Source organism: Arthrobacter sp. Ms25, assembly GCF_059090365.1.
Genome location: NZ_JBNHFP010000001.1, coordinates 955,221 through 979,492 on the forward strand (window position 1 = coordinate 955,221; position 24,272 = coordinate 979,492).

The following is a 24,272-nucleotide window of genomic DNA, read 5'->3' on the forward strand; positions in this document are numbered from 1 at the left end:
GGACGCATCAGTGCGTCGATCGGAAGGAAAACGATGATTGGATGGCAAGCTGCTTTCCGAATGGCTCGAGAACTAGAGAAAAGGGAAAGCTGGGACGCCGCAATAAAGGTGTACCAAAGGCTGGTCAACTCCGGTGAGCAGGACAACCCAAGGGTGAATTTCCGTCTTGGAAATGCACTCTTTCGTGCCGATGACCTCGGAAATGCTGAAAAATACTTGGCGCATGCAGTCGATCTCGATTCCACACAAGCGTCATGGCACTACAGACTGGGATTTGTCCGCGAACGTCAAGGCCGCTACGGTTTGGCCACTGAAAGCTACCACCGGGCGCTGGATCTGGATCCATCCCAATCCGCTTGGAAGTACCGACTGTATAAGTGCTACAAAGAACTTGGGGATAACGCACCTGCTCTCGATAACTTGCGTAGCGCCTTGAACGAAGATCCCCAAAATCCCAGATATCACGACCTCGCAGCGCTTGAGTTCCGCCGTTCCGGACCACGTTGGCAGGAGGCTAAGTCTCTTGAGCGCGGTCTGCCGCTGAACCAAAATAATCCGTCCTGGCATTCCCGCATGGGCGATAGCTATGCATCTCTCAGCCGCCCCTTAGAAGCAGCTAAAAGCTACAGACTGGCGAATAACCTTGAACCCAGCGTTGCTGAACGCTTGTTCAAGGAAGGGGATCAATGGCGAAAAGCTGGGCACCAAGACGAATCTCAGCGCGCTTTCAGTGCCGCGACCGAGTGTTCCGACGATCACGACGTTAAACGATTCGGTGTAGGTGCTTTTTACCAGAAAATCGGTGATTGGCACCGCGCCTCCACCGCATATGAAGAGCAGATGAAGATTGCCCCTCTAGATGGAGAGCTCCTTTACAGGACCGGATTGGCGCACGACCGGTGTTATCGGTGGGAAACGGCTGCAAGTTACTACCTCTCGGCTGTCTCTCTCGAAGATCAACCTTACTGGCATTACAAACTAGGCTTCTCATACGAGCGAATGGAGGCGTGGGACGAGGCCGCCGCTGCCTATGAATACGCTGCAATCTTGGGCAAGAATAACCGGTATTGGTGGTACAGGTCTGGGTATGCTCACCTACGAGCCGGCAGATTTGAGGACGCCTGCATATCCTTCCTCAAGTCCTCGCCCAAAAAACTACCGTCCGGCGCCGGCGTCAAGCCAAGTAGCCCCGCGACACCTGGAACCACAGCACACGTCACCCAGATCTCAGCTCGCAGGAGAGAACTTCGAGACAAGGCTAACGACGCAGCGTCCCATAGGAGAATGGCTGACGCGTTTTCAGCATTGGGGGAATGGCAGCTAGCTGCTGATTCCTACGATAGGGCCATCCACTCCTCTAACGAGCATGAACCCGAGCTATATTACCTGTGGGCCAATGCCTTGTTACAAACGCGCGATTTCCGAAGGGCTGCCGACGCTTTTCGGCAAACGCGTATTTTTAATACCCCTGACGGCATCGATATACCGAAGTATCTAAAAAACCCCGCACAGAAACACTCGATGCAGTATCTCGAATATTTTGAATCTTCGAGCATAGCGGAGAAAACGATTCTTTGGGAGAGCAACCACGGCTCAACAATTGGCTGCCACCCCTTGGCGCTTTTCCGCCATTTGATCGACCGATCCGACTTCGCCAACTACCGCCACATTTGGGCAGTAAACGATCCCGCTGTGATTCCGGAGGATCTAAGAGGCCGACATAACGTCTTCTTTACCAAGACGCATTCGGATCTCTACCTCCGAACTCTGGCCACTGCATCTCACCTTATAAACAACGTATCGTTCCCCCCGTATTTCATCCGCCGGCCTGGCCAGCGATACCTGAATACCTGGCACGGAACTCCGTTCAAGACATTGGGTAAAGACATGCGGGGCTCTGCCATGGAGCACAGCAATCTCGCTCGCAATTTTTTACACAGTACTCACATAATGTCGCCGAACGAGCATACTTCTTGGGCCCTCATCGATCGCCACGACCTTACTGGTCTCTTCCGTGGACAGATCAAAGTGACAGGATCGCCGCGTCTCGACCGCATGATCAGCTCCCGCAACTCAATGCGTCAGATGATCCGGACAAGACTGGGCATGGACGATGATCGTCCGGTAGTCCTGTATGCCCCCACCTGGCGAGGCTCAACGACGGATCGAGTGCTGGACGGTGAGGCGCTCGAGGCCGATTTAGAGGCCATGTCAGGTACAGGCCATCACCTGCTCTTCCGCGCACACCGGCTAACGGAGAAGCTGCTATCTAACATGGATATCCAGGCGACCGTGGTGCCGCCAGAGATCGATACCAATGATCTGTTGGCCGCTGTGGACGTTCTCATTACCGATTATTCGAGCATTGCATTCGACTTTATTGCAGCCAAGAAGCCCATCATCTACTACGCGTATGATTTCGAGGAATACGCAGAAAAGCGGGGACTCTATCTCGATAATGAAGAGATGCCCGGCGACTTTTGCTATACCCGCGAGGAACTTATCGACGTACTGGGCGCAGCAACCTCGGAAGGTATCCCTGCGGCACAACGAAAAGAGTACGAAGCTGCAGCAATGCGGTTCGCGCCGTATGAAGACGGGAGGGCGTCCGAGCGAGTAACCGAATTCTTCTTTATGAACGATTGCGTAGAAGCAGAGATAGTCACCGCTCAGCCGACCATCCTCTTTCATCACAGCCTCATCCCTAATGGAATTGCCACCTCGTTCCGTAATCTCGTTGGCAGCATTGACCCCTCCGAGCTTCGAACCGTTCTCGTCGTCGAACCGCACATGCTAAATCGGGAACCGGCGCGGCTTACCCAATATGAGGTGTTGCCGGAGCATGTTCAGCTTGTAGGACGTGTTGGCCAGCAGTCGCTTCGAGGAGAAGAGCGTTGGCTAAAGGACAAATACACCCAGCAGCATACGCTGCACTCGACCGAACAATGGGACATCTACATGCATGCGATGCGACGTGAATTCCGGCGCATCTTCGGTCCAGCGTCTTTCGATTCAGTCGTTGAGTTCGATGGCTATTCTCCATTTTGGACTAGCCTGCTGGCCGCAGGTGGTGATCGAGAAACGGTCCGAACTGCATACCTCCATAACGACATGCTTGATGAATGGAAAATGAAGTTCTCAAACCTGGAAGCTGTTTTCCGTTTATACCCACATTTCGACAAGCTACTCTCGGTCTCGAAGAGCATCGGTGAACGTAACGCAGAACACCTGGCTCCGCTTTTTGGGGTCAGTCCAAAGAAGTTCGGCTTTGCTCACAACCAAATAGATGCGGACGCGATTATATCTCGATCAGCAGAGCCGCTTGACGATGATCTATTGTCGTGGTTCAGCGGTGCTGAGTTCAATAGCGTGGCTATCGGCCGCCTATCACCCGAAAAGGACCACGCCAAATTGATACGTGCGTTCGTTCGGCTTCACCAGACGCACCCTGACACCAACTTACTTATCATAGGCGACGGTCCTCTTCGGAACGATCTCGAGCATCAGATTGCGCAGGCTGGTGCAGCTGGTTATATACGGCTCGCTGGACAACGCCTAAACCCGTATCCCGCACTCGCGATGGCTTCTTCTTTTGTGCTTAGTTCGCTTCACGAAGGGCAACCGATGGTTCTGTTCGAAGCAATGGTGCTAAACCGACCAATCATCTGTACAGATATGCCTGGACCAAGGGACATACTGCAAGACCAGCACGGGCTCATTGTGGAAAATTCCGAGGACGGATTGCTCGAAGGTCTGATTGGACTAATTAACGAGACGGTTCCCCATGAAGAATTCGACTATCAGACATATATCAAGGACGCGAAGGAACATTTCCTGAGCCAGGCGTTACCCCATTACGCGCAACGTTGAACTGAGTCGCCTGGGGATATTGCCTGTAGCCGCTATATACCGGATTACATTTTGAAAAACAATACGACCGGATGGCGCTTCCTTCGCAGGATCGCCATCCGGTACGTTACAGACTAGAAACGGAAACTGACGTAACGTCGCTATCCGATCTGGCTCAATCGCTTCACTTCTTTGCGAAGCTGAGTAATTATTGCAGTCGATGATACTTCCCGCTGCCGGTCCCGCCGAAGGCGAGCCATCTGAACCTCGTCCATATCCGCCCATACCGTAGTCTGCGGAAGAGCGTAATCAACTGTAGATAGCTCGCTATTATACGCTGTAAGCGCTGATACATGGTTAGACTCGTATATATTATCAAACCCGTTTTGTCGCATAAAGCCCGTGAGCTTATTGAATCGCTCAACGTGACCTTTGTTGAATGACGAGAAGTCGGCGCGCTCAAAGACTTCCTCCAACGTCGAAACGCGACCAATTTCTTCAGGCTTGAAATGTGGTATGTCGTGATACTCGGCGAGTTCCAGGGTCCGGCTATCATGGGCGAAAACCACCGAAGGGGTGCCGGCTAGAATTGCAGCGATATTACCGTGAATGCGAGCTCCGAACGAAAGATCATAGTTCCGCATTTCCGCGATCCATGAAGCTGCATCCAACATAAAGTATGCTCTATTATCTGCAAACTGAGAGTGCTTAGAGCTCAGGGGCAAGAGCGGCGAACGCTTCGGACCGAATTTCTCGACACCCCAGAGCATCATTTCAAGCGTAGCGATATCTTGTGGAAAATAGCGGGACTCGTAGTTTCTGTCGACTAAATCGACAATCGCGGTCATAATGTCCTTGGAAGTTTCAACGTTGTAGGCGACTCTAGCGTTGGCTCTGAAACTAGGATTCGAGACGGTATGGCCTGGACCGTTCATGGTCAATGACGGGCAGCCGATAATGAGCACGTCCGAAAAACCGAGACTTTTTATATATGACGCTGTCCGCTCACCACGGACTGTAATGTGAGAGGATTTATCCAATACCGCGGAGCAGAAATCCCGGATGCTGGCTTCCATAGGTTTGAGATGGTCATAAGAGCCGTCTTTCCCAGATTGCGCACCTCCGCTCAACATAATGAAGGGAACTTTCAAATCGCGGATAAATGCCGTTACATTCTTAAGGGCTCCCTCCCATGACGGACGGAATGCATTGGCCAAAGGCAGAACAAAACCGTCGGATTCGGCGTTGACCGCTGCTGCTTGGTTTGGACGTATGGAGTACCCGAGAGCGTCAACCCGAGTATCAGTAACGGAAAGCAACTTGTGAGCGGCGGCGGCGAAAATTAGATTACCGTTGTTATTGCCGATCGTATTTCTGTCAAACGTAGCGTATCCATCTGAACTCTCGAACGGTGTCTTTCCTGCTCGCATTAAAATTCGCTTCATACCACCAAGCGTAGCAACGGGTCCTTATTCCACTAAATCGGGTCCAAAAGCCCTGCTGCTCAGTTGTCACGATTCCTTCATAAGTGACCGTTGCAGAGCGTCGCGGAGACCATAGTCGAGCCTGTGATGGAGAGTCAGAGGCTTTGCCGCGGTCCTTTGCCACTTCCAGTCTAGGCTAATTCCCATAAAATGCCGATGCATGGTTTGTCTGGTTGGCTCCATCTGCACGCCCACAATAGTATGCGTCTTCCATTGGCGAGCCAGGCGCACCTTTGCAGGGTCGAGTGCCCACTTAGCAGTCGTCGGGGCTCGCCGGACGTCATAGTATGAAAAGGCATCGTACGATCTGTTTTCCCCTATAGACCCAGAGGTTTCGATCCAACGTCCCGTGTATGTGACTACACCGCTTTGGGATTCCCTCACCGCGTCGAAGACAGTCTTGTCGCCCTCAGTTACAACGAGTTCGTCGACGTCTGCGTTTAAAACTCCTGAAGCATCATCCAGAAATCTGTGGCGCGCATGCTCCATGATTCCATACTCGCAATAGTCCGAGTCCCATGGTGCACCTTTCAATCCGCCCCAGTTGCCCCCCTGTGGACCGAATTTAAAGGGCCAATTTACAACAACCGACGTTTGAATCCCTGGTTGCGCTATCGCCTCTAAAACGTCTTCAGCGCCATACTCTGTCGATCCGTTGTCGTAAAAGAGTACTGCATCGATGCCCTGTTCCCCTGCATGAAATCTCACCCAGTCAGATATCCAAGTCAGGCTATTATTCTTCGATTTCGTCACCAGCACACGACGACCTCTGAACAAGCCTAGGTGGCTCTGGCTCACCGATATCGTTCTGGAGAAGTCCTTAGATGACAGTGTCACAAGTTCCGTTAATGAGGGCGCGATCTCTAGATCAACAATGGAGGTTCTATCCAGCTGATTTATCGTGCAAGTGGCAACTTGATTCCTGTCACTCGAGAAAACTCCCTCTGACACAAGGCCTGCCAAGTTCAGCAACGGTGGGCCGATCAAAACAACTCCGTGATCCGTCTGCATAGCATCATAGAAGAGTGTTCTGTAATCGAACATCTCTTCGTAGCCCGTTTGTCGCTGACCGGCAGGACGCGGCGCTTCTCGTGCCGTCATCTTTTCCGGCAAAGTTACCGGAGCAGTATGTACGACCATTTTGATAGCGCTATCCATCGCGAATCCCCTTGATCATGGATGCGCTCGGCTGTCCCATCAAGCTGCGCGCTAGTCCGTGCTGTTATGAAGGGTAGATTACGTTGTTAATTAGAACAGGTCTAGGCTTCGGCTGGGTCATAGTCGCTGGACATTCGGGCATTTGCCCGCACCAAGTCCTCCGCAAAGTCCACTTCCACCGCATAAAACTCACTTATATCAATGGGCAAGTAACGTAGGCCGTCTTCGGTAACGGTTAGCTCCATACCCCGCTCGAAATAGTCTTGGTCGTCGACCTGCCACAGGCGGGAAACCAGAGCAGTCTTGTCTTCTGATGAGATGTAGTTGATTCCCACTGCCTCGCCCAGGCCTCCGTGTACTGTCTTGGACAAGGCGTCGATGTAACCAGCTTCGTTGACGGTGTACTTTACTTCTTCGTCCGATACGGACGACGTGTCGACTGCAACAAAAGACTCGTCTGATTCGATGTTTCGACGAAGATATCCGAGCATGCCGGGGTCGAAGACCACATCCCCATTCATCCACAGGACCCCTCCGTCGAAGGAGTTCAGCAGCGCTTTTAGAAGGCTTTTCGATGTGTTCGTCTGGTCAAACGCTTCATTGTAGACAAAGGATGCGTCCGGCATATGTTCCATGATCTGCTCGAGCTTGTACCCGACGACTATGGTTAGCCGAAGTTCATCGCCGAAGGCTGCTCGCAGGTTCTCCACCTGCTGGGTCATAATGGTCCGACCATCGTCCAGTTGAGTCAGCGATTTGGGATGTGGCCGCGCTAGTCTGGTTCCCATTCCGGCGGCGAGGATTACAGCTTGCACAGTCATGTGATTGTCCTGTCGATCAGAGAGAAACGGCTCGAGGGAAATACCCTACAAGTACTCGCAGCTACCCTGCACGCCGCCAATCATCAGATGTAACGTGTTCCCCGGGAACAGGATACGTGGAATATGAACAAATAGTGAACTGTCGATGGATAACCGTGTCCTCGCAGCACCTCGGCATCAGAGAGTTGCCGGAGATCCAGCGATTTAGACCCAAATCGCAGCAATCACCCTTATGGCCGCAGTACCGTTGTCGGCCGGTGCATACCGCTGAACGAACTGTCGGTAGTACCCACGTTGTAACTTATTCTCTGCTGCACTGCCTCGAATTTCTGCCACTAGATCGTCGGTGGTTTCTACCAACGGTCCGGGGGACTGGGCCTCGAGGTCAAAGTAGAATCCCCGTTCGGAGTCGCGGTATCGAGCCAAGTCGGGCGTCAGAAAAAACATCGGCTTGCCGGTCACGCAAAAATCAAACATAGCCGACGAGTAATCGGTGACCAACAGGTCCGCCGCGAGGTACAAGTCGTTGATTTCCGGGTAAGCGGTGACGTCTACATAGCAGTCCTGTCCCGTTGTCTTCCGCTTGCCGGCAATTTTGTGATGCCCGCGGTAGAGCATTACGTAGTCCTCCCCCAGCGCTGCTGCGGCAGCTTCAAAATCCAGGTAGGGACTGTCTGCGTATCCGTTATCCCTCCACGTGGGCGCGTACAGCAGCACCTTACAGCCGTCCGCTATGCCCAGCCGGCGGCGGGTTTCAGCCCGGCGGGCCGGGGCTGAACCGGAAGTCAGGGAATCATTGCGCGGATAGCCGAAAACGGCAGGCTCGCCCCGGTAACCGAAGGCAGCCGCCAAAGTCTCGGACGCAAACTCATTCTGCGCCAGCAGCATGTCCCAGGCCGCTGCCTCACGCGCAATGAGTGCCCGGTACGAGGCCGTCGTGCCGGCTATCGGAGTATCGGCTCCTACGCGTTTGAGCGGGGTTCCATGCCAGGTCTGCAGGTAGAACTGCCCCGGCCTTTTGCGAAAGTAATACGGGAAATTGTTGTTGTTGACCAAATAGCCCGCGGTAGCCAGGAGCCGGAACCACTGCGGGCTTTCCCTCAGGACCGGCGTACAGCCCGGCGGCACCGGCACCGAGAAGTCGGCAACCGTCCAATAACGCCGCAGACCGGGGACCCGGTCACCGAGGACCTCGCTGATCGCCCGCCCGCTGTCGGAACATGATTTGCCCTCAAAGGTCTCAAACAGCACGATGCCGGTATTCACCGGCTCGGCGGTCTGGGCATAGTCCGCGAGCGCTTGGCCGCGGCTCAGCGCACTGCGTTCGTCAAGGGATCGCGGCGCCGCCACGCGCAGGACCAGGTCCTGCTCATTGCCCTCCCCCACGAGTTCCAGGTTCATCAGATCATGCCGCAGGTGCAGCGGCAGGGACGTGAGAAGCTCTCCGAGCGCGGGCACCCGGGCGACACCGCCTCCGCGTTCCTCGGGTATGGCGTACAGGACGCGATAGTGCCCGGGTTCCAAAGCAGACTCGCCGAAGCCCCATTTGTCCTGCACAAGTGAAAACTCTGCCCGGAACCGGCCGGCATTATCCAGCCAGCGGGCAGATGATGCGTGCACCTCGTTACGGGCCGTCAACAGCATCAATTTCGGGGCGGCCGGGTCCTGGCGTCCGGGGCTTCCACCGACTTGTCCTTCCAGAATGAGTGTATTTGCGCCGTCGAGCATCCGGACATGGCTTAGTGTCAGCCGTTCCGGGCGGCGGGACACCTGCAGGTAACCGTAACCGGTGCACTCCATGCGCAAGGCCGCCGACGCGTCCGATACTGCGGACAGGACAGCACCCGACGCCTTCCAACCCACCGGTTCTGTCCGCCCATTGGGCAGGAGTGCCTTAAGTATCCAGTGCTTCTCCCGGTCGCCCGGCAGGCCTGTTTCGGTCTGCGGCATCCGAAGGGTGAAAGTCGAACCATTGGCGTCCTGCCGGAACTCCAGTGCATTCTCTCCCGTTGCCTCCAGATAAAGTGCCGCCGGTACGACGTCACCCGTTCCGTCAAAACCGACCGTCAGGACGCTGCCGTCAACCTGGACTGTGGAAGCCGCGCAGGAATAACGGACTTTTTTCAGTCGCAACCCGTGGTCGGCGTCCATCAGTCCGATCACCCTGGTGCGGCCGTTCACCGGCACCCCTACCGGAAGGCGCCGCGGCACCAGGTCCTGGTTCCGGTACCGGATCACGTCGGAGGCGGTGAACCCCTTGAGGCGCAGTGTCACGTGGAGGAACCATTCCGAAGCCCCGGTGGACACACCGGGCAGCTCACGCGTATCCACCGCCGTGGTAAACGCTGCGCCGGCATATGACCGGTAGCGGTCCCCTGCGGTGGCATCGATGCGCCGTTCTTCTCCCCTACTCACCGCGAGCGCCAAGGCTGAGGCTGATCCCTGCTGCCTGAGTTCCACCTGCAAGTCGCATTTCGCCGGATCGATGCCCGGCAGATAGGCCCACGCCCCGATGGTCAGTGTCCCGTCCTCTTCCCACGAGAAGTGCGTGAGTTGAGCCGTCACGGGCAAATCAACTGCTCCCAGGCTCAGGAGCCTGGGAGCAATCGGTTCCGCCAGCAACGCAAGGTACCCTGGAGCCGCAGCCAGACCGCCGGCGGCCAACGGATCCGAAGTCGTTTTGGTGCGGTAACTCCTGCCGTTGTCCTGTAGGTCGGCCAGCACCAGCAGAAGGTCGCTCCGCCGCCCGTCGGCGGTCAGCGAAAGCAGCACCCGCTGGTGGACGCCGAGGGACATGAGCATCTCGGGGCCGCCCACCCCGTGGATTACGGTGGTAACAAACTTCTGCACGAGGACAAAATGGTCATCGACACTGTGTTGGAGATACTCGATGTGCGGTTGCAGGTCTGTCAGGCGTTGAACAGACCATTGCCGGGCCTGGGCATCCGTAGCCTCCGCACTCACGGCCACGGCCGCGGAAGCAGCTTCCTCCAGCCAGGATCCCAGCGCAGCTGTATCCGGACCGGGCGCAGGTATAGGCGGCAGTTCCGGCACTAGCCAGGCTGAGGGTGAAGGATGCCCGGGGTTCTGCCGCGGCGTCCCCGTCAAAAGCCCTTTGACACCCCGTTTAAGCCATCGCGTGCCCTTCATACGGCTTGTCCATGCATGTGAGGCAGTTCTTCTAGGGACACCTGCTCGTTCCAGGGGCGCCCAAGATTTTCAACGGCTGCGGTAAGCCGGGCGCATGACTGCGAATCCCAGAAAGGGAAGGTCTCCTGCACCCGGTCCTCGTACAGTTTCTCCCGTGCAAATCCTCTCTCGGCCACGCGCTTCAGTTCCATCAGGGCACCGTTGACATCCTGCGAAACCGGCCCGAACCCATGCCGGGTGTAGTCGAAGTAGCCCTTTCGGTATACGTGCTTACCGCGGAAGATTTCGTCGCCGTCGAAGTGCATGTAGATAAGGTTGCTGCCGGCATAGGCGGCGTCGAAGGCAACTGAGGAATGATCGGTGATCATTGTGTGGGACTTCACCAGCTCTTCTTGCACTGAGATATCCGAGTACCTGGCAGTCTCCACATGATCCGGGAGATCCAGTAGCGGGACCATAGCCTCCAGCTCGGGATGCGGAAGAAAAACCACCCTGTGTCCGTGGGACAGACAGAGAGTCCTCAGCATTGGTGAGCGCAGCACTGCTAGCCACGCGATCCCAAATTCACTTTGTTCCAACATTCTCACTCGTGCAGTGTCTGTCTCCTCCGCGGCGAGCTCGTCACGAAGGTATTGGCGCCAGGTGGGAGCAATCAGGATGGTGCCGCGTTCCTCCACCGGGGAGCGCCGTGCCGCCTCCAGCAGGGCATCGTGCCGGGCGAACCCGGTGAGCTTCACCTCATAGGGCGTTGCGTTGTAGCTATTGCCGTCCCCCGAGATCGATTCCTGCTCAGCTTCAGTGGCCGTTATCATCATGACTATTTCTTTGGTGTTGAGCCAAAGGGACATGTCGTCTTTCGTGACGCCGTGTTGCAGGAACACGAACTTTGCCTTCCCCGGGCCAAAGCGCTGTTTGCTGACTGGGAACTCGATGTCAGCATTGGCGTGGGAAGAAATCTTGAACGCTGCGTTCAGGTACAACAGAACAGACTCATCCGATCCGTACTCCACGAGTTTGAAGCCGTCCCGTGCCAGCCTGTCCCAGTCTGAGCTCTCACGGTCCAGAAGGAACCAAGCATTGATGTCCGGGCGCTCCCGAAGCAGGTAGCGGTACAAATGCTCCGCGTTGTCGTCGGCCCGGCCGATCCGGTCCATCAGAATCCAGGCGTCCTTGTACCGCGAGACAGCAGGTTCCTGGCCCGCTCGGACGATCAGCCGTTGGTCGGCTTTGGTCTGCAGTGTCTCCTCGCGTCGTGTCGTGAGTCGGCGTACGTAGCGCGTGCTGCTGTCCCAGGCTTCTGCTGCCACGCTTTTCCCGGTGAGTGCACGGTGAACGGTGCGGTTGCGCCGCAGTGTTTCGGCTTTCGTGCCCAGACGGTTGACCCGGTTGAGCAGGGACGCGGAAGTCTTCGGTGCGACGGCCGGCGGCACCAGCACGAACCCCGGCAGCTGTTCGGGCACCCGGCTTGGCTGGAGCGGGACCCCCCGGTCGGTGCTGATGGCTGCGGGGGCGCCGTCCAGGAGGATTTCCAGTCCGGCGGCATCGGGCAGGACCAGTATCCGCTCCTTGATGAGGGTCCTGCCCAAGACCCGATGGTCACGCACCTTAGCCGCGAGCGGAGCAACCGGAGCAGCGTCAAGGAAGAACTTCTCTTCGGGGCACTGGCCCTGGAACAGATACGAGTACCGTACGGTGCCGCGCTGTTCATCACGGGCACCCACCTGAACCGTCGGAGGGACGTCTTCGAGTTCCTTGTAGTAGCTGCGCAGGATGTTGTGGAAAATCCATCCCTGGCTGACCACGCTGAAGGTGTCGATGACTTCCGTGTCGATCAAGGCGACGATGTCTTCAAGCAGGGCGTGCATGGTTTCCTGCTGCTCCGCAGTTGCCCCGGCAGTGAGGCTGTGCATGCGCTTGTCATCAATGTAGAACCACACCAGGTCGTAGAGCACCATGTACTGCGCCCAGTGCGGGATTCGCCCGAGCTGTGCTTCGACGGCCTGCAGCATTCCCAGGTAACCGTAGCGCGGGAGCGCGTTGTAGGCCCGTGGGTCTCCCCAGGCGCCCGCAACCAGGGATGCGCCCTGCTGCCGGCTGCGCCGGTACAGGTACCGTGCCGTGGCCACGATTCCGAGGATGGGTTCATCCACCGCCGCAAGGTAGCGGCCGATCAGGTGGGAGTCCTCGAACTTGGGCCGGATCCGTTCGTCAAACGCAAGGTTGTGCCGGACGAGGATGTCCCGCCGCAGGAAGGCGGTGGGCCCGTGCAGCTGGATGTATTCCGGATTGGCGTCAAGACTCACGAGGGTGTTGCCGAACCGGAATTTCTTGCCAAGGGGATGGTTGTGGTTGAGGTTGCTTGTGCCGTCCTGAAACTGGACAAGCCGCGCCGCCAGCAGCTGCGCAGACCCGTTCACATCCCCTTCAACGAAGTTGGCCACTTCCTGGAAATAGGACGGATGGAAAACGTCGTCCGGATCGCAGAAAGTAACCCAGGTGTTTTCGGCGAGCGCCAGGCCGGCGTTCCGGGCGGCGCCGGGACCGGCGTTCTGCTGGCGCACCATCCGCAGGGCAGGGTGGTGTTTCCTGGACCATTGCTCAACCAGCTCAGCGGAGCTATCAGTGGATCCGTCGTCGACGACCACGATGTCGAGGTCCTGGAGAGGGTAGGACTGCGTACGCAGTGACTCCAGGAACGCCGGGACGTAATCGGCAACGTTGTAGAGTGCCACCACAAGTGAAAACTGGCCCTTAGCCACGTTGTTCTCCAGTCAGTTCAGTCAATCCGTCAAGGTGATGTGCGCGGGCGTGCTGTACCTGCGTCGGCAGGGCATCGGCGGCGGTAGCAGCACTGATTCCCGGTTCCCGGGCCGCAAACCGTTCGGCGAGCTTAGCCGAGCTAGGCGCAGGTTCGCTTGTGCGGTGTCGCCGCAGCGCCGGGACCAGCTCGGCCGTCGAGCCAACGAGCGGAAGGTGGGGTAGATCCACCGCCGGCTCCAGATACAGCCCGCGCGTCCGGCGGTACTCCTCCAGGTCCGGCACCAGCAGGTAGATCGGCCGGCCAAGCGCCGCATAGTCGAAGAGCGCCGAGGAATAGTCGGTGACCAGTGCATCGGAGGCCAGATACAGATCATTGACCTCCGGATACTCCGTGACGTCGATGGCGGCGGGATGGTTCTCGATCCGGCGCTGGCCGGCAACATTGTGGTGCCCGCGGATCAGGAACCGGTAGTCCGGTCCCAGTTCGCGGCTGGCTTCCGCCACGTCCAGGAAGCCCACCCAGTCCGACCGACCGGCACCGTCCCGCGCACCGTCCCGCCAGGTGGGTGCGTACAACAGCACCTTATGGTGGGGTGCCAGCCCCAGCAGGGTCCGCACCCGGGCGCGGGTCTCCCCCGCCTCCGGATGGACCAATGCGTCGTTGCGCGGATACCCGGCCGTCAGCACCTCGCCCTTGTAGCCGAGCGCCTTCGGAAGAACCCCCGCGGCAAACTCGTTCTGCGCCAGCAGCAGGTCCCACCACTGTGCTTCACGTGCCATCAGGTCACGGTATGACGGCGAGAGCAGGTGCTGCGGCACATCCAGGCCGATCTTCTTCAGCGGGGTTCCGTGCCAGGTCTGCAGGTAAAACTGACCCGGAGCCTTGCGGAAGTACCAGGGGAAGTTGTTGTTATTCACCAGCCGGCGGGTGGTGGCAAGCCGCCGGTACCACTCGGCCGATCCCTGCAGCAGCGGCACGGCATAGTCCGGTACCGGCACGGAACGGTCCGCCACGGACCAGTACAGCGGTTCGTCGAAGCCTGAGCCGGCGAGGTAATCGGAGATGGCCCGGGGACTGTCGGTGCAGCTCTTGCCCCCGAAGCTCTCGAAGAAGATGCCCGGTTCCAGTTCCGGCCCAGCAGATGCGCTGAAGGCGGCACGCCGCAGGCGGTACTGGTGGAAGGTGCCGGTCTCGTCGTCGGCCAGGGGTGCACCGATGCTGACCGCCATGGTTCCGGCACCGGTCCGCAGGCCGCGGATGCGCGCGGCGGGCAGCAGGACGGACGCAAAGTCCCGTGAGACGGAGACGGCAACGGCCGGATCTCCGGGGCCCGGTTCCCTCCCGTCAGCTCGCCAACGCAGGGTGTAGGAGCCCGACGGCGGCGCGGGCAGCACGGTGCCCCAGCGCTCCGTCGCCAGCGGAACCCGGACCCGCACCGCTCCGTCGGGCTGCCGGCTCGCTTCGCCGGCCAGCCGGAAGCGGGCAGTCACGAGGGCAAAGGAGGCACCGGGCGGGGCACCGGCAACATCAATCAGCAGCTCGCCGCCGTCGTCCGCCCGGGCTGCCAGGCCCGTCACCATGGGGGTGCGCGGCGCAGGCGCAGTCTCGGCGCTTTCGCCGGCCGGCGCCGGAATCTGCAGCGTCTGCTGCAGCGTGTGTCCTCCAACCTCGACCCGGATCACCAGCTTCCGCGGCAGCGGGCGAGGGAGCTCCAGGGCAAACGCGGAATCCGCGTAGCTGCAGTTCCGGTCCCCGGACAGCAGGTCGATCTCCGGATCGGTGTAGCGGCGCAGCGCAACGTCCTCCAGGCCGTCGGCGGTGGCAACGAAAGCCGACAGCGTCAGCGGGTTGCTGCGAAGATCCACGTTACGGACGTAGGCGTGGCCGTGCAGCGTGGCGGCGTCCGTTCCGCCCGGCAGCGCTTCCTTCAAGGCCGCGACCAATTCCAGCTGTTCGGGAAGAACCTCGAGCAGGTCCTCGGGCACAGCCGCTTCCACCGCTGCGAGCAGCGGCGGGCAGGCGACGATACGGCCGGCGTCGAACACCAGCGGACTGGCGGTGCCGTTGTTGATCCGGTCCACCACGGCACGGCGGATGTCCTCCCGGTAGCCGCCCGCTGCCAGGTGCAGCAGCACCCGCGACTGCGGATCGATCCGCGACAGGTACGGCTGCCCGGCGGCATACAGTTCCCGCACGCCGTCCCGGAGCAGCTGCCAGAAGTCCTCCGACGCATCCGGCACCTGCTCAATGTACGGAATCAGGTCGGTGCCCAGCAGCCGCCGGTACCAGTGCTCCTGCACGGCGGGCGGCCCTTCGGCCCGGAACAGCTCGGTGACGTCCGCAGCGACGGTGAGCCGGTCCTGCAGGTCCTCGAGCAGGTGCTTGGCCTGCGTGATGGAGGACCCGTCCTCACGGATCCGCCACCAGTAGACCACGGGGCTGAGGATGTCGAAGGCCCGGGCCCGGAGGTAGGCCCGGCTGGTGGTTTCCTGGTCCTCGTAGCGGATGCCCTCGGGCATGGGGCCGACGCAGCGGTTCCAGAAGTCCCGGAGGAACACCTTGTTCCACAGGAAAACATCATCGATCACCTCCGGGCAGTCGGCCAGGCTAATGCCGAGCCGCTGCCGGCCGTGGATCCGCTCAGCCAGACGGACCGGGGTGCGTTTGCTCCCGCGGATCCGGCCGTAGGACCCCACGCAGAACTCGGACCCGCTGCCGGCCAGGGACGTCACCATGGCGGCGTATGCGTCGGAGGGGACGACGTCGTCCGCGTCCGCGAAGGCGAGGAACCGCCCCGTCGCGGCGTGGATGCCTTCGTTGCGTGCCCGCCCGTTGCCTCCGTGAGGCAGTTTCAGCAGCGTGATCCGCCGGTCATGGCGGGCGTAGCCGGCGGCAATTGCCGCCGTTCCGTCCGTGGAACCGTCATCCACCAGGAGAATTTCCAGGTTCCGGTAGGTCTGGGCCACCAGGCTTGCCAGGCACCGCTCCAGGTACGGAGCAACGTTGTACATGGGGACAACAACGCTCAGCAGCCCGGCATCGGCCGGGCCGCTGCCCGGAGCGGCCAGCCGGCGCAGCCGCGCCCGCAGGGCGGGGTGCAGCGAGCCGGCCAGACCGCTGAGGGCGCGGACGGAAGCTTTCGGCATGTCAGTTCCGCCAGAATCCCCGGGTATCCACGATCTTCTTGCCCGCCAGCTGTTCGGGAGTGATTTCCCGGAATGCGTCGTGGTCCACCAGGAGGACGACGACGTCGGCAGCTGCCACGGCGGCGTCGGCGGACACGGCAGTGATGTTCTCGAAGGCGGTCAAACCGTCCGGCAGGTTTGGACCGGTAAAGGGGCTGCCCACCGCGATCCGGGCACCCGGGTTGCGGTCCGCAAGGCGCCGCACAATCTCCACCGCGGGCGATTCGCGTGTGTCGTCCACGTTGGCCTTGAACGCCAACCCCAGGGCAGCAATGGTGGGGGTATCGGTGCCGGCTATCGCGGACTCGACGTCGGCCACAACGTGGTCCGGCTTGGCGTCGTTGACTTCCCGTGCGGTACGGATCAGCCGGGAGTTTTCCGGATCCGCGGACACGATGAACCAGGGGTCGACGGCGATGCAGTGCCCGCCGACGCCGGGGCCGGGCTGCAGGATGTTCACGCGCGGATGGTGGTTGGCCAGCTCAATCAGGTTCCACACGTCAATGCCGAGATTGCTGCTGATAACGGACAGCTCGTTGGCGAAGGCGATGTTGACGTCGCGGTACGCGTTCTCCACCAGTTTGGCCATTTCCGCCGTGGCCGCATCGGTCAGGTGGATCCCGCCCTGGCAGAACGTGCTGTACAGGGCGGCGGCAGCAGTGGCGCCTTCCGGGGTCAGCCCGCCGATGATGCGGTCATTGGTGACCAGTTCGATCATGATCCGGCCGGGCAGGACCCGTTCGGGGCAGTGGGCGAATAGGACGGCGGCCTGGCCGCCGTTGGCGTCCGCCGCCAGGTCGGGCCTGAGCTCGAGGATGACGTCCGCCATCCGCTGGGTGGTGCCGGGAGGGGACGTGGATTCGAGGATCACCAGGTTGCCGGGCCGGATCTGCGGGGCAATCTTCCGCGCCGCCTGCTCCACGTACACCAGGTCGGCCGTCTTATCCGCACGGAAGGGAGTGGGCACGGCAACGATGTAGGCGTCGGCCTGCGGGGTGGTGGACTGGGCCACGAGGTGGCCCTGGCTGACGGCGCCGGCCACGTGGACTCCGAGGTCCGGTTCCACGAACGGCACGCGGCCTTCGTTTACCGCCTCCACCGTGTACGGGTTTACGTCCACGCCGATCACGTGCAGTCCCTTGCCTGCGAGGATGGCGGCGGTCGGCAGGCCGATGTAGCCCAGCCCAATGACGGCGACGGTGGAAATATCGGTTGCCGTTTCACCGGCGCTATATGTCTGTGTGTGCATGTGGTTCCCCATAGAATCGGAGGTCGCCCGAGGCCAGCAGGCTGGCGTCATCGACCTTCCATGTATGTCCGCTGGTTTCACGGACCTGGTAGTAGTTGAAGCGGTCGGCCGAGTAGATCCGTTTTCCGGCGGCGGCGGCCTGCCTCAGGAAGCCCGTGTCCTCGCCCAACCCCAGTGACGGGAAGGGCAGCTCGAGGGCCAGGGTGCGGCGGGTGACAATGGTCGGTCCCATGACGAAGTCCGTGTAGCGGTGTTCCCGGTGGCCGAAGCGCAGGAGCACGGCGTTGGAGCTGCGCAGGTGCATGTAGTGGGCCTGCTTGCCCACCACATCGGCCCCGGAGTAGTCCAGCGCGTACAGCTGGTCGCTCAGGTAGTGCGGGCCGTAGTGGTCGTCGTCGTCCATCTTGGCGACCACCTCGCCGGAAGCCGCCTGCACGCAACGGTTCAGGCACTCCCCCAGCGACACCTCGGGGCCTGCACTCAGCAGGCGGACCTTCCGCAGCCCGTAGGCGGCGGAGAGTTCCTGCAGCCGTTCCGGCTCAAGGACAAACCCGTGGGTGAGCAACACCAGTTCCACGTCCACATCCTGCTGGGCTGCGAGGGTACGGAAGACATGCTCGATCTGGTGCGGCCGGATGGTCGGTACCAGGGCGGACACGGTGGGACGGGCCAGCGGACGGCTCTTCAGCGGTGCGGCGGCGGCCACCACGGTCTCGGCGCGATGCGCGTAGGTATGGGCGGACCAGATGCGGCGCTGGGCGCGGTGCACGGTGCGGTCATTGTATTCGGCGTTGCGGGCCAGCCCCCGGCTCAGCGCGGCGGCCTCTTCCCGGGTGGCAGCCACGGGGACTTCGTCCGGGCTGAAGAACCGGGCCACTGCGTCGCTGGGCGTGCTGATGACGGGCGTTCCCGCCGCGTTGATCTCGAAAATGCGGCGGGCGCACATGCTCGGAGAATCCACCACGGAGTTCACGTTCAGGAACACCTTGTAGGCCTTGTAGGCGGACAGCATCTGCGGATAGGACAGCGAGCCGACCACCCGGGAATCCAGAGGTTCCGGGAACTGGTAGTTCGGGTCGCCGCCGAGTTTCCGGGAAAAAATTTCCAGGCCGGTGGGCAGTTTCGCATCCATCGCTCCCCCTAGGAGCATGTCCATCTGCTGACGGCGTTCAGGATACTTGTGTGCGAAATACATGCCGGCAAAGGCGATGTCCCGGGCGTGGCGGCCGTGCTTCGGCCGCGCCGGGTTATGGATCGCCGGTGAGGCAGCGAACGGGAGGACATCGATGTTGTCGTGGCCCAGGTCCCGCCGGTAGTGCTCAACCCGGCGGACGTCTGAGGTGAAGACATGGTCGAACAACGCCGCTGCGGGAAGGAAATCCTCGTAGTGCGGCGGGTCTTCCTTGTTCCAGAAGACGGTGGGGATGCCCTGGCTGCGGCTGTATGCGAGCAGGTCCACGAGGGCGGCGGCCGGGCCGGCGGGTCCGGCGAGCTTTCCGCGCCACAACCGGTTATTGCCGGCCCAGGCAGACTCGACGAAAACCAGGTCCACGGCGTGGTCGGCCAGCTGCTGCTGCCAGGAGGCCGGGTCCAGCGCCACCGTGTTCCACTCGAAGGCGAAGGCCGACGCGGAAAATTCGTCAAGGATCACGCCGACGGTCAGGTCGCTCCGCCGCGGCGGCCGTGCCGGTACGGTGGCAGCGGGAATCGACAGCCGCCGCTTGGAGCCGCGGCCAATCCAGCCGGCTTCGACGCCGCGGGCGTTTGCGGGGTCCGCGAACCCCTGTTCGGCACGCCGCCGCAGGTTCCATTCGCGCAGCTCCGCCGGACCGCCGGAACGCAGGTGCCAGAGACCGGTGCGGATATCCTGCAGGGCCGCCATTTACTGGGTCCTCGCGCTGCGGCGGCCGGTGGTGCGTTCCTGGATCCGGGTGACGGTGAGTGCTTCCATGGCGTCGTCGCGGATTTTGGCCGCGCTGATGTTGTTGCCCTTGGAGAGGTGCCGGGTGAAGTCCTTGTAGGCCTTCACCACTTCCCGGGGCTCGCCGTCCATGAGCAGGTCGCCCTTGTCCATCCAGACCACGCGGGAACACATATCGATGACCGTCTCGAGGCTGTGGCTGACCAGGAAAACGCAGCCGGCGTTTCCGCGCAGTTCATCCATCCGCTTGCGGCTGCGGTCCGCGAACTGGGCGTCGCCGGTGTTCAGGGCCTCGTCGATCAGCAGGATTTCCGGGTCGATACTGGCCGCGATGGCAAACCGGAGGCGGGAGGACATGCCGGAGGAGTACGAGCGCATGGGCAGGTGGATGGCTTTTTCCAAGCCCGACAGTTCAACGATGGACTCGTACCGCTCGGCAATCTGGTCATAGGTCAGGCCCATGGCCAGGCAGCCCAGCACCACGTTGTGGTCCCCCGGGAGCTCGGGCACCAGGGCCGCGTTGACGCCCAGCATGATCGGCGTACTGGAGGCGTAGACGGCGCCGGTGTCCGGCGTGACCTGGCCGTTGATGAGTTTCATCAGCGTGCTCTTGCCCGAGCCGTTGCGACCGACGATGCCGATGGATTCGCCCCGGACAGCCACCAGCGACATGGGATTCAGGGCGTTGACGGTCACCAGGTTGGGTTTGCCCGTGATGCGGCGCATCAAGCCGCCCAGGCCGTTCCGGCTTCCCGGAACCGTTTCGCTCGAGGGCACCCGGTAGGTCATGCTCACTTCGTCAATGACAACGCACGGGTCCTCTGCGAGGAACTGCAGGTCTTCAGCCGCGTCCATAGGTCTCCTCCGCCCGCCAGAAATACACCGCACCGACGGCAAGTGCGCCCAGTGCCCAGCAGCTCAGGATGGCCCAGGACTGCCAGGACGGCACGGCGGCGTACAGCAGGCAGTCCCGCACGATGTCCAGGACCTGGAACAGCGGGTTCAGTTCCAGAATGTTGAGCAGCACGGGGTCATCGATAAAGCGGTCGAAACTGTAGAAGACGGCGCTGGCGTACATCCAGGCGCGCAGGGCGAAACCCAGCAGGTGGACGACGTCGTTGACCTTGGAGATCACCCGGGCCAGGATCAGGCCCACTCCCAGGTTGAAAATCCACTGCAGCGCCAGCGCCGGGATCACCAGCAGCCACCGCCAAGTGACCTCCTCCGTGGGCGGGACCAGGAGGACCAGCAGCATCATCACGATCAGCACCGGGATGTTGGCCAGCAGCTCGCGCAGGTTCACCGAAATCGGCAGGGTGGCCCGCGGGAAGCTGAACGCCTGGATCACGGCGCGGTTCTGCTGGATGGACCGGGCGCCGTTGGTGATGGCCCGGGAACTGAACTGGAACAGGAAGATGCCGATGACCAGGTAACCAATGAAGTTCTCGATCCCGTTGCCGGTGTTCAGCAGCAGTCCGAAGATCAGGTAGTAGGTCAAACCGTTCAGGATAGGGTTCAGGACCAGCCAGGCGCTGCCGAGGCGGTCCCTCCGGTTGCCGCTCTGCACCCGCGACCTGGCGTCGTAGGCGATGAAGTGCCGGTAGTTCCATACCTGGACAAGGTAGTCAACGAAACCGGGACGCGCGCCGACGCGCTGCAGTCCCCTGATGTCTACGGACAGCGGCTGGACGGCTGCACTTGCATCCTCGTTGGGCCGGGCCGTCACTCGGCGCCTGCCGACGTGAGGCTGCGGTACCACCGGGTGGTCTGGTCTGCGGCTGACTCCCAGGTACGGGTGGCGAGGACATGGGCGCGTCCGTTACTGCCGAGCTCGTCGCGGAGCGCGGCGTCGGACATCAGGGAGTTGACCGCCTCCGCCAGGTGCGCAGGGTCGGAGGGCCGGACCAGGAGCCCGTTGGTGCCGTGCCGGACCAGTTCGCCCAGGGCCGGCAGATCGCTGGCTATTACGGGCCGGGCGCAGGCCATGGCCTCCACCGGCTTCAGCGGGGTTACCGCTCGTGTCACGTCCAAATCCTTCCGAGGCACAACAAAGACATTGATGGCCTGATGGTACAAATGGGCCTGCTGCCGGGGAACACGGCCCGTGAAGATCACCCGGTCCGTCAAGCCCAGCCCGTCAGCCAGTGCCTTCAACCGGGGCCCGGCTGCCCCGTCGCCGACAATCAGGCACTTGAGCTTCCGCTGCCGGTCGGCGACCAGTCCGAAGGCTGTGATGAGGTCATCCAGCCCCTCATAGTCAACCAGACTGCTGACCGTTCCGATCAATTCAGTGTCCGGGTCCAGTCCCAGCGCGCGGCGGGCTTCGGCCGGCGCGACCGGAGTGTCGAGGTAGCCCTCCCCCACGGCGTTGGGCAGCAGGCGGATCCGGTCACGGGCAATTCCGCTGCCGGCGATCTGCTCGGCCATCACGGTGCCGAGCGTGGGCACCAGGGATGCCCGGTTCATGACCTCCGCTTCCCGCTCCGAAAAGAGCCGGTACCGCTCGCTCTGCCGCGCCTCGGCCGGCCGGGTCGAAGCCCAGGTATCCGCCAGCTGGCCGCGGACCTCATAGATCCAGGGAATCCCGAGGGCTTCGGCGACGGCGGCGGTCACCAGTCCGTTGACGAAATGCGTGGTGGTATGCAGAACTGCGGGCCGTGTCTTCAGGGCGAGGGCGAGGGTTTGTTCGGCCTGCAGCTGAAGCCTTGCCTGCATGCCGAAGGGCAGCCGTGCCGGCAGGAGACGGTGATACGTCACCTCGTCAAGGACGTCCTGGTCCCGGGCAAAGAGCTTCCCCACCTGCACGGGATACCCGGGCCGGGTCACGGCATGGACCTTCCATCCGAGTTCGTGCTGCGCCTTCAGGATGGAATGGCTGCGCTGGGCATAACCGCTCCCGGTGTGCGGCAGGGAATTGGTGAGGACGTGCAACACGGTGGCGGGTGCGGGAGTGTAGGACCCGACGGCCGCCAGCCGGGGCCGCCATCCCTGGAACACGGCCATCTCGGATGCCAGGCGCCGTTGCTGGCGGCGCTCGGCACCTCGTCCTGCGGAAAGGACGTCGACGGCGCCGCTCATGTCGCCCATGTGCCACCGGCTGCGCGCAACGGTCCCCGGCAGGCCCTTGGTATCGGGGGATATTTGTGCAAGCAGCTGTTCGGCCTCGCGGGGGAAGCCGGCGGCCACGGCAACATCGGCCAGGTGCAGGGCCTGCGCGCTTCCCATGGACGTGCCCGGTGCGGCGGCGGCCCCCAGGCTGCGGGATACCGCGGGGATATCTCCGCGGACATACGCTGCCAGCGGCCCCAGGAATCCGGCCCCCGGCATGATGCGGGTGATCCGCCCGGCACCGGCGGTCAGCGGATGCACCAGGGACGCCGGAAGCCGCCGGGAGACCTGCAAAGCCAGGACGACGGGATCATCGCCAAGGTGTTCCAGCACGGTGGCCGCGGCGAGGGCGGCGTTGCGTACGTATCTCAGCGCCGTCACTCGGGCCGGCCTGCTGCCACGCTTCGCAGGAGGTCCGCGTAGGCGGCCGAGAGCGCGTCGAGGTTCGCGTTGTTATGCACCCAGTCCCTGCCGTTGGTGCCCGTCAGCAGCCGGCTGCGGTCGGCGTGCAGCTCTTTCCACAGCTGGGCAATGGCCGAGGCCGAGGAATCGACGACGTCGCCTGCGTTGGCTTCTTCGATGATGGAGCGGGCTTCGCCGCGGACAATGCCCGTGACGTGCCGGCCCACGGCCAATACTTCATAGGTTTTGGACGGGATGGTGGTTTCAAAGGACTTCCAGTCATCCCGCAGGGAAACCACGCAGGTGTCTGCTTCCCGGTAGTACTCCATGACTTCGCGGCGGCGTGCCGGGCCGTGGAAGGTTACCGGCGCGTCCAGCTCTTCCGCCAGCGCCATCAGCTCGCGCCGCTGCACGCCGTGCCCCACCATGGTCAGCCGGACATAACCGCGGGCCTGGGCGGCAGCCCGCACCACCAGGTCCAGCCGCTGGCTTTCGCCGTGGTTGCCCAGGTACAGCACATTCAACAGGTCCCGCTCTTCCGGAGGCGGGGGCAGGAGTTCGCGTATCGAAATGTCCACGCCGTTCACCACGGTGGCAACGTTTTTCAATCCGCGGTCCCGGAGGGTGGAGGCGAAACCGTAGGTCACCGTCACCACCAGCTCCGCCCGTTCCTGGAAGGCCACCACTGCGCGTTCCGTCATGCTCTTGGCGCTGCCCCGGACAATCCGGGCATCCCGTGCAATATCGGGCCAGGCGTCACGCATATCCACGACGAGCGGCACGCGCCGGAGCCGGGAGACCAGGTACCCGGCGCCCAGAATGGGAAGGCTGGGAACAGTGACGATCACGGCGTCCGGGCGGCGGGTCATGAGTCCCGCAAGCACGGAGGCTACCGCGCTGAAACAGTGATCCAGCAGCCGTCCCAGCCGGGTGGTGCGGTGCCACAGATAGGGAACCCGCAGGATCCGTTCGCCGAAGCGGCCGGTGTCCCGGCGAAAGGCACGGCCCGCTTCCCGCTTCGGCAGGGTCCGGCGCCCGTGCGGGGCATGTGCCACGGGAGTAATAACGTCAATGTCCCAGCCAAGGCTGCGGAAATACCGGTTGAACTGCGTCCAGCGGCGCTGGGGAGGGCTGTGCTCCGGTGAATAGGAATGCGTCAACAACTGAAGCCGCATTTACCATTT

At 61.4% G+C, this 24,272-nt stretch carries 13 protein-coding genes; 1 reads left to right on the forward strand and 12 read right to left on the reverse strand.

The annotated features are described in order from the left end of the window. The first annotated feature begins 33 nt into the window (after nucleotides 1-33). A complete protein-coding gene (locus AC5RT8_RS04495; RefSeq protein ID WP_494094474.1) occupies nucleotides 34-3,870 on the forward strand; it encodes a CDP-glycerol glycerophosphotransferase family protein in 3,837 nt (1,278 codons plus the stop codon). A 140-nt stretch (nucleotides 3,871-4,010) separates the two neighbouring features. Here the strand turns inward: AC5RT8_RS04495 and AC5RT8_RS04500 are convergent, their stop codons facing one another. The 12 genes from AC5RT8_RS04500 to AC5RT8_RS04555 form a co-directional block, all read right to left on the reverse strand. Beyond that, nucleotides 4,011-5,294 carry a polysaccharide pyruvyl transferase family protein gene (locus AC5RT8_RS04500; RefSeq protein ID WP_494094475.1) on the reverse strand — a complete coding sequence of 428 codons (1,284 nt, stop codon included), beginning with the start codon at nucleotides 5,292-5,294 and terminating at the stop codon, nucleotides 4,011-4,013. Nucleotides 5,295-5,360: 66 nt separating this feature from the next. After that, on the reverse strand, nucleotides 5,361-6,491 hold the full coding sequence (locus AC5RT8_RS04505; protein WP_494094476.1) for a glycosyltransferase family protein: 1,131 nt from the start codon (nucleotides 6,489-6,491) through the stop codon (nucleotides 5,361-5,363). Nucleotides 6,492-6,592: 101 nt separating this feature from the next. Beyond that, the gene (locus AC5RT8_RS04510; protein WP_494094477.1) at nucleotides 6,593-7,312 is read right to left on the reverse strand and encodes a phosphocholine cytidylyltransferase family protein; all 720 of its coding nucleotides are present in this window, start codon (nucleotides 7,310-7,312) and stop codon (nucleotides 6,593-6,595) included. Nucleotides 7,313-7,516: 204 nt separating this feature from the next. Beyond that, on the reverse strand, nucleotides 7,517-10,162 hold the full coding sequence (locus AC5RT8_RS04515) for a CDP-glycerol glycerophosphotransferase family protein (protein WP_494094478.1): 2,646 nt from the start codon (nucleotides 10,160-10,162) through the stop codon (nucleotides 7,517-7,519). A 296-nt stretch (nucleotides 10,163-10,458) separates the two neighbouring features. Beyond that, nucleotides 10,459-13,221: a bifunctional glycosyltransferase/CDP-glycerol:glycerophosphate glycerophosphotransferase gene (locus AC5RT8_RS04520; RefSeq protein WP_494094479.1), complete on the reverse strand. Its 2,763-nt coding sequence runs from the start codon at nucleotides 13,219-13,221 to the stop codon at nucleotides 10,459-10,461. Then, entirely contained in the window at nucleotides 13,214-16,369 is a 3,156-nt protein-coding gene (locus AC5RT8_RS04525; protein WP_494094480.1) for a bifunctional glycosyltransferase/CDP-glycerol:glycerophosphate glycerophosphotransferase, read from the reverse strand. The genes AC5RT8_RS04520 and AC5RT8_RS04525 overlap by 8 nt, the downstream gene beginning before the upstream one ends. A gap of 1 nt (nucleotide 16,370) precedes the next feature. Next, nucleotides 16,371-17,657, reverse strand: coding sequence for a UDP-N-acetyl-D-mannosamine dehydrogenase (gene wecC, locus AC5RT8_RS04530; protein WP_494094481.1), 1,287 nt, complete (start codon nucleotides 17,655-17,657; stop codon nucleotides 16,371-16,373). Continuing rightward, nucleotides 17,638-19,539, reverse strand: a complete 1,902-nt coding sequence (locus AC5RT8_RS04535; protein WP_494094482.1) for a glycosyltransferase family protein — start codon at nucleotides 19,537-19,539, stop codon at nucleotides 17,638-17,640. Before AC5RT8_RS04535 ends, wecC begins: the two co-directional genes overlap by 20 nt. Continuing rightward, nucleotides 19,540-20,433, reverse strand: a complete 894-nt coding sequence (locus AC5RT8_RS04540) for an ABC transporter ATP-binding protein (RefSeq protein WP_494094483.1) — start codon at nucleotides 20,431-20,433, stop codon at nucleotides 19,540-19,542. It lies immediately after the preceding gene. Then, entirely contained in the window at nucleotides 20,420-21,304 is an 885-nt protein-coding gene (locus tag AC5RT8_RS04545) for an ABC transporter permease (RefSeq protein WP_494094484.1), read from the reverse strand. The genes AC5RT8_RS04540 and AC5RT8_RS04545 overlap by 14 nt, the downstream gene beginning before the upstream one ends. After that, nucleotides 21,301-23,067 (reverse strand): glycosyltransferase family 4 protein, encoded by a 1,767-nt coding sequence (locus AC5RT8_RS04550; RefSeq protein WP_494094485.1) that lies wholly within the window; start codon nucleotides 23,065-23,067, stop codon nucleotides 21,301-21,303. Before AC5RT8_RS04550 ends, AC5RT8_RS04545 begins: the two co-directional genes overlap by 4 nt. Then, nucleotides 23,064-24,263, reverse strand: coding sequence for a glycosyltransferase family 4 protein (locus tag AC5RT8_RS04555; RefSeq protein ID WP_494094486.1), 1,200 nt, complete (start codon nucleotides 24,261-24,263; stop codon nucleotides 23,064-23,066). Before AC5RT8_RS04555 ends, AC5RT8_RS04550 begins: the two co-directional genes overlap by 4 nt. Nucleotides 24,264-24,272 lie beyond the last annotated feature (9 nt).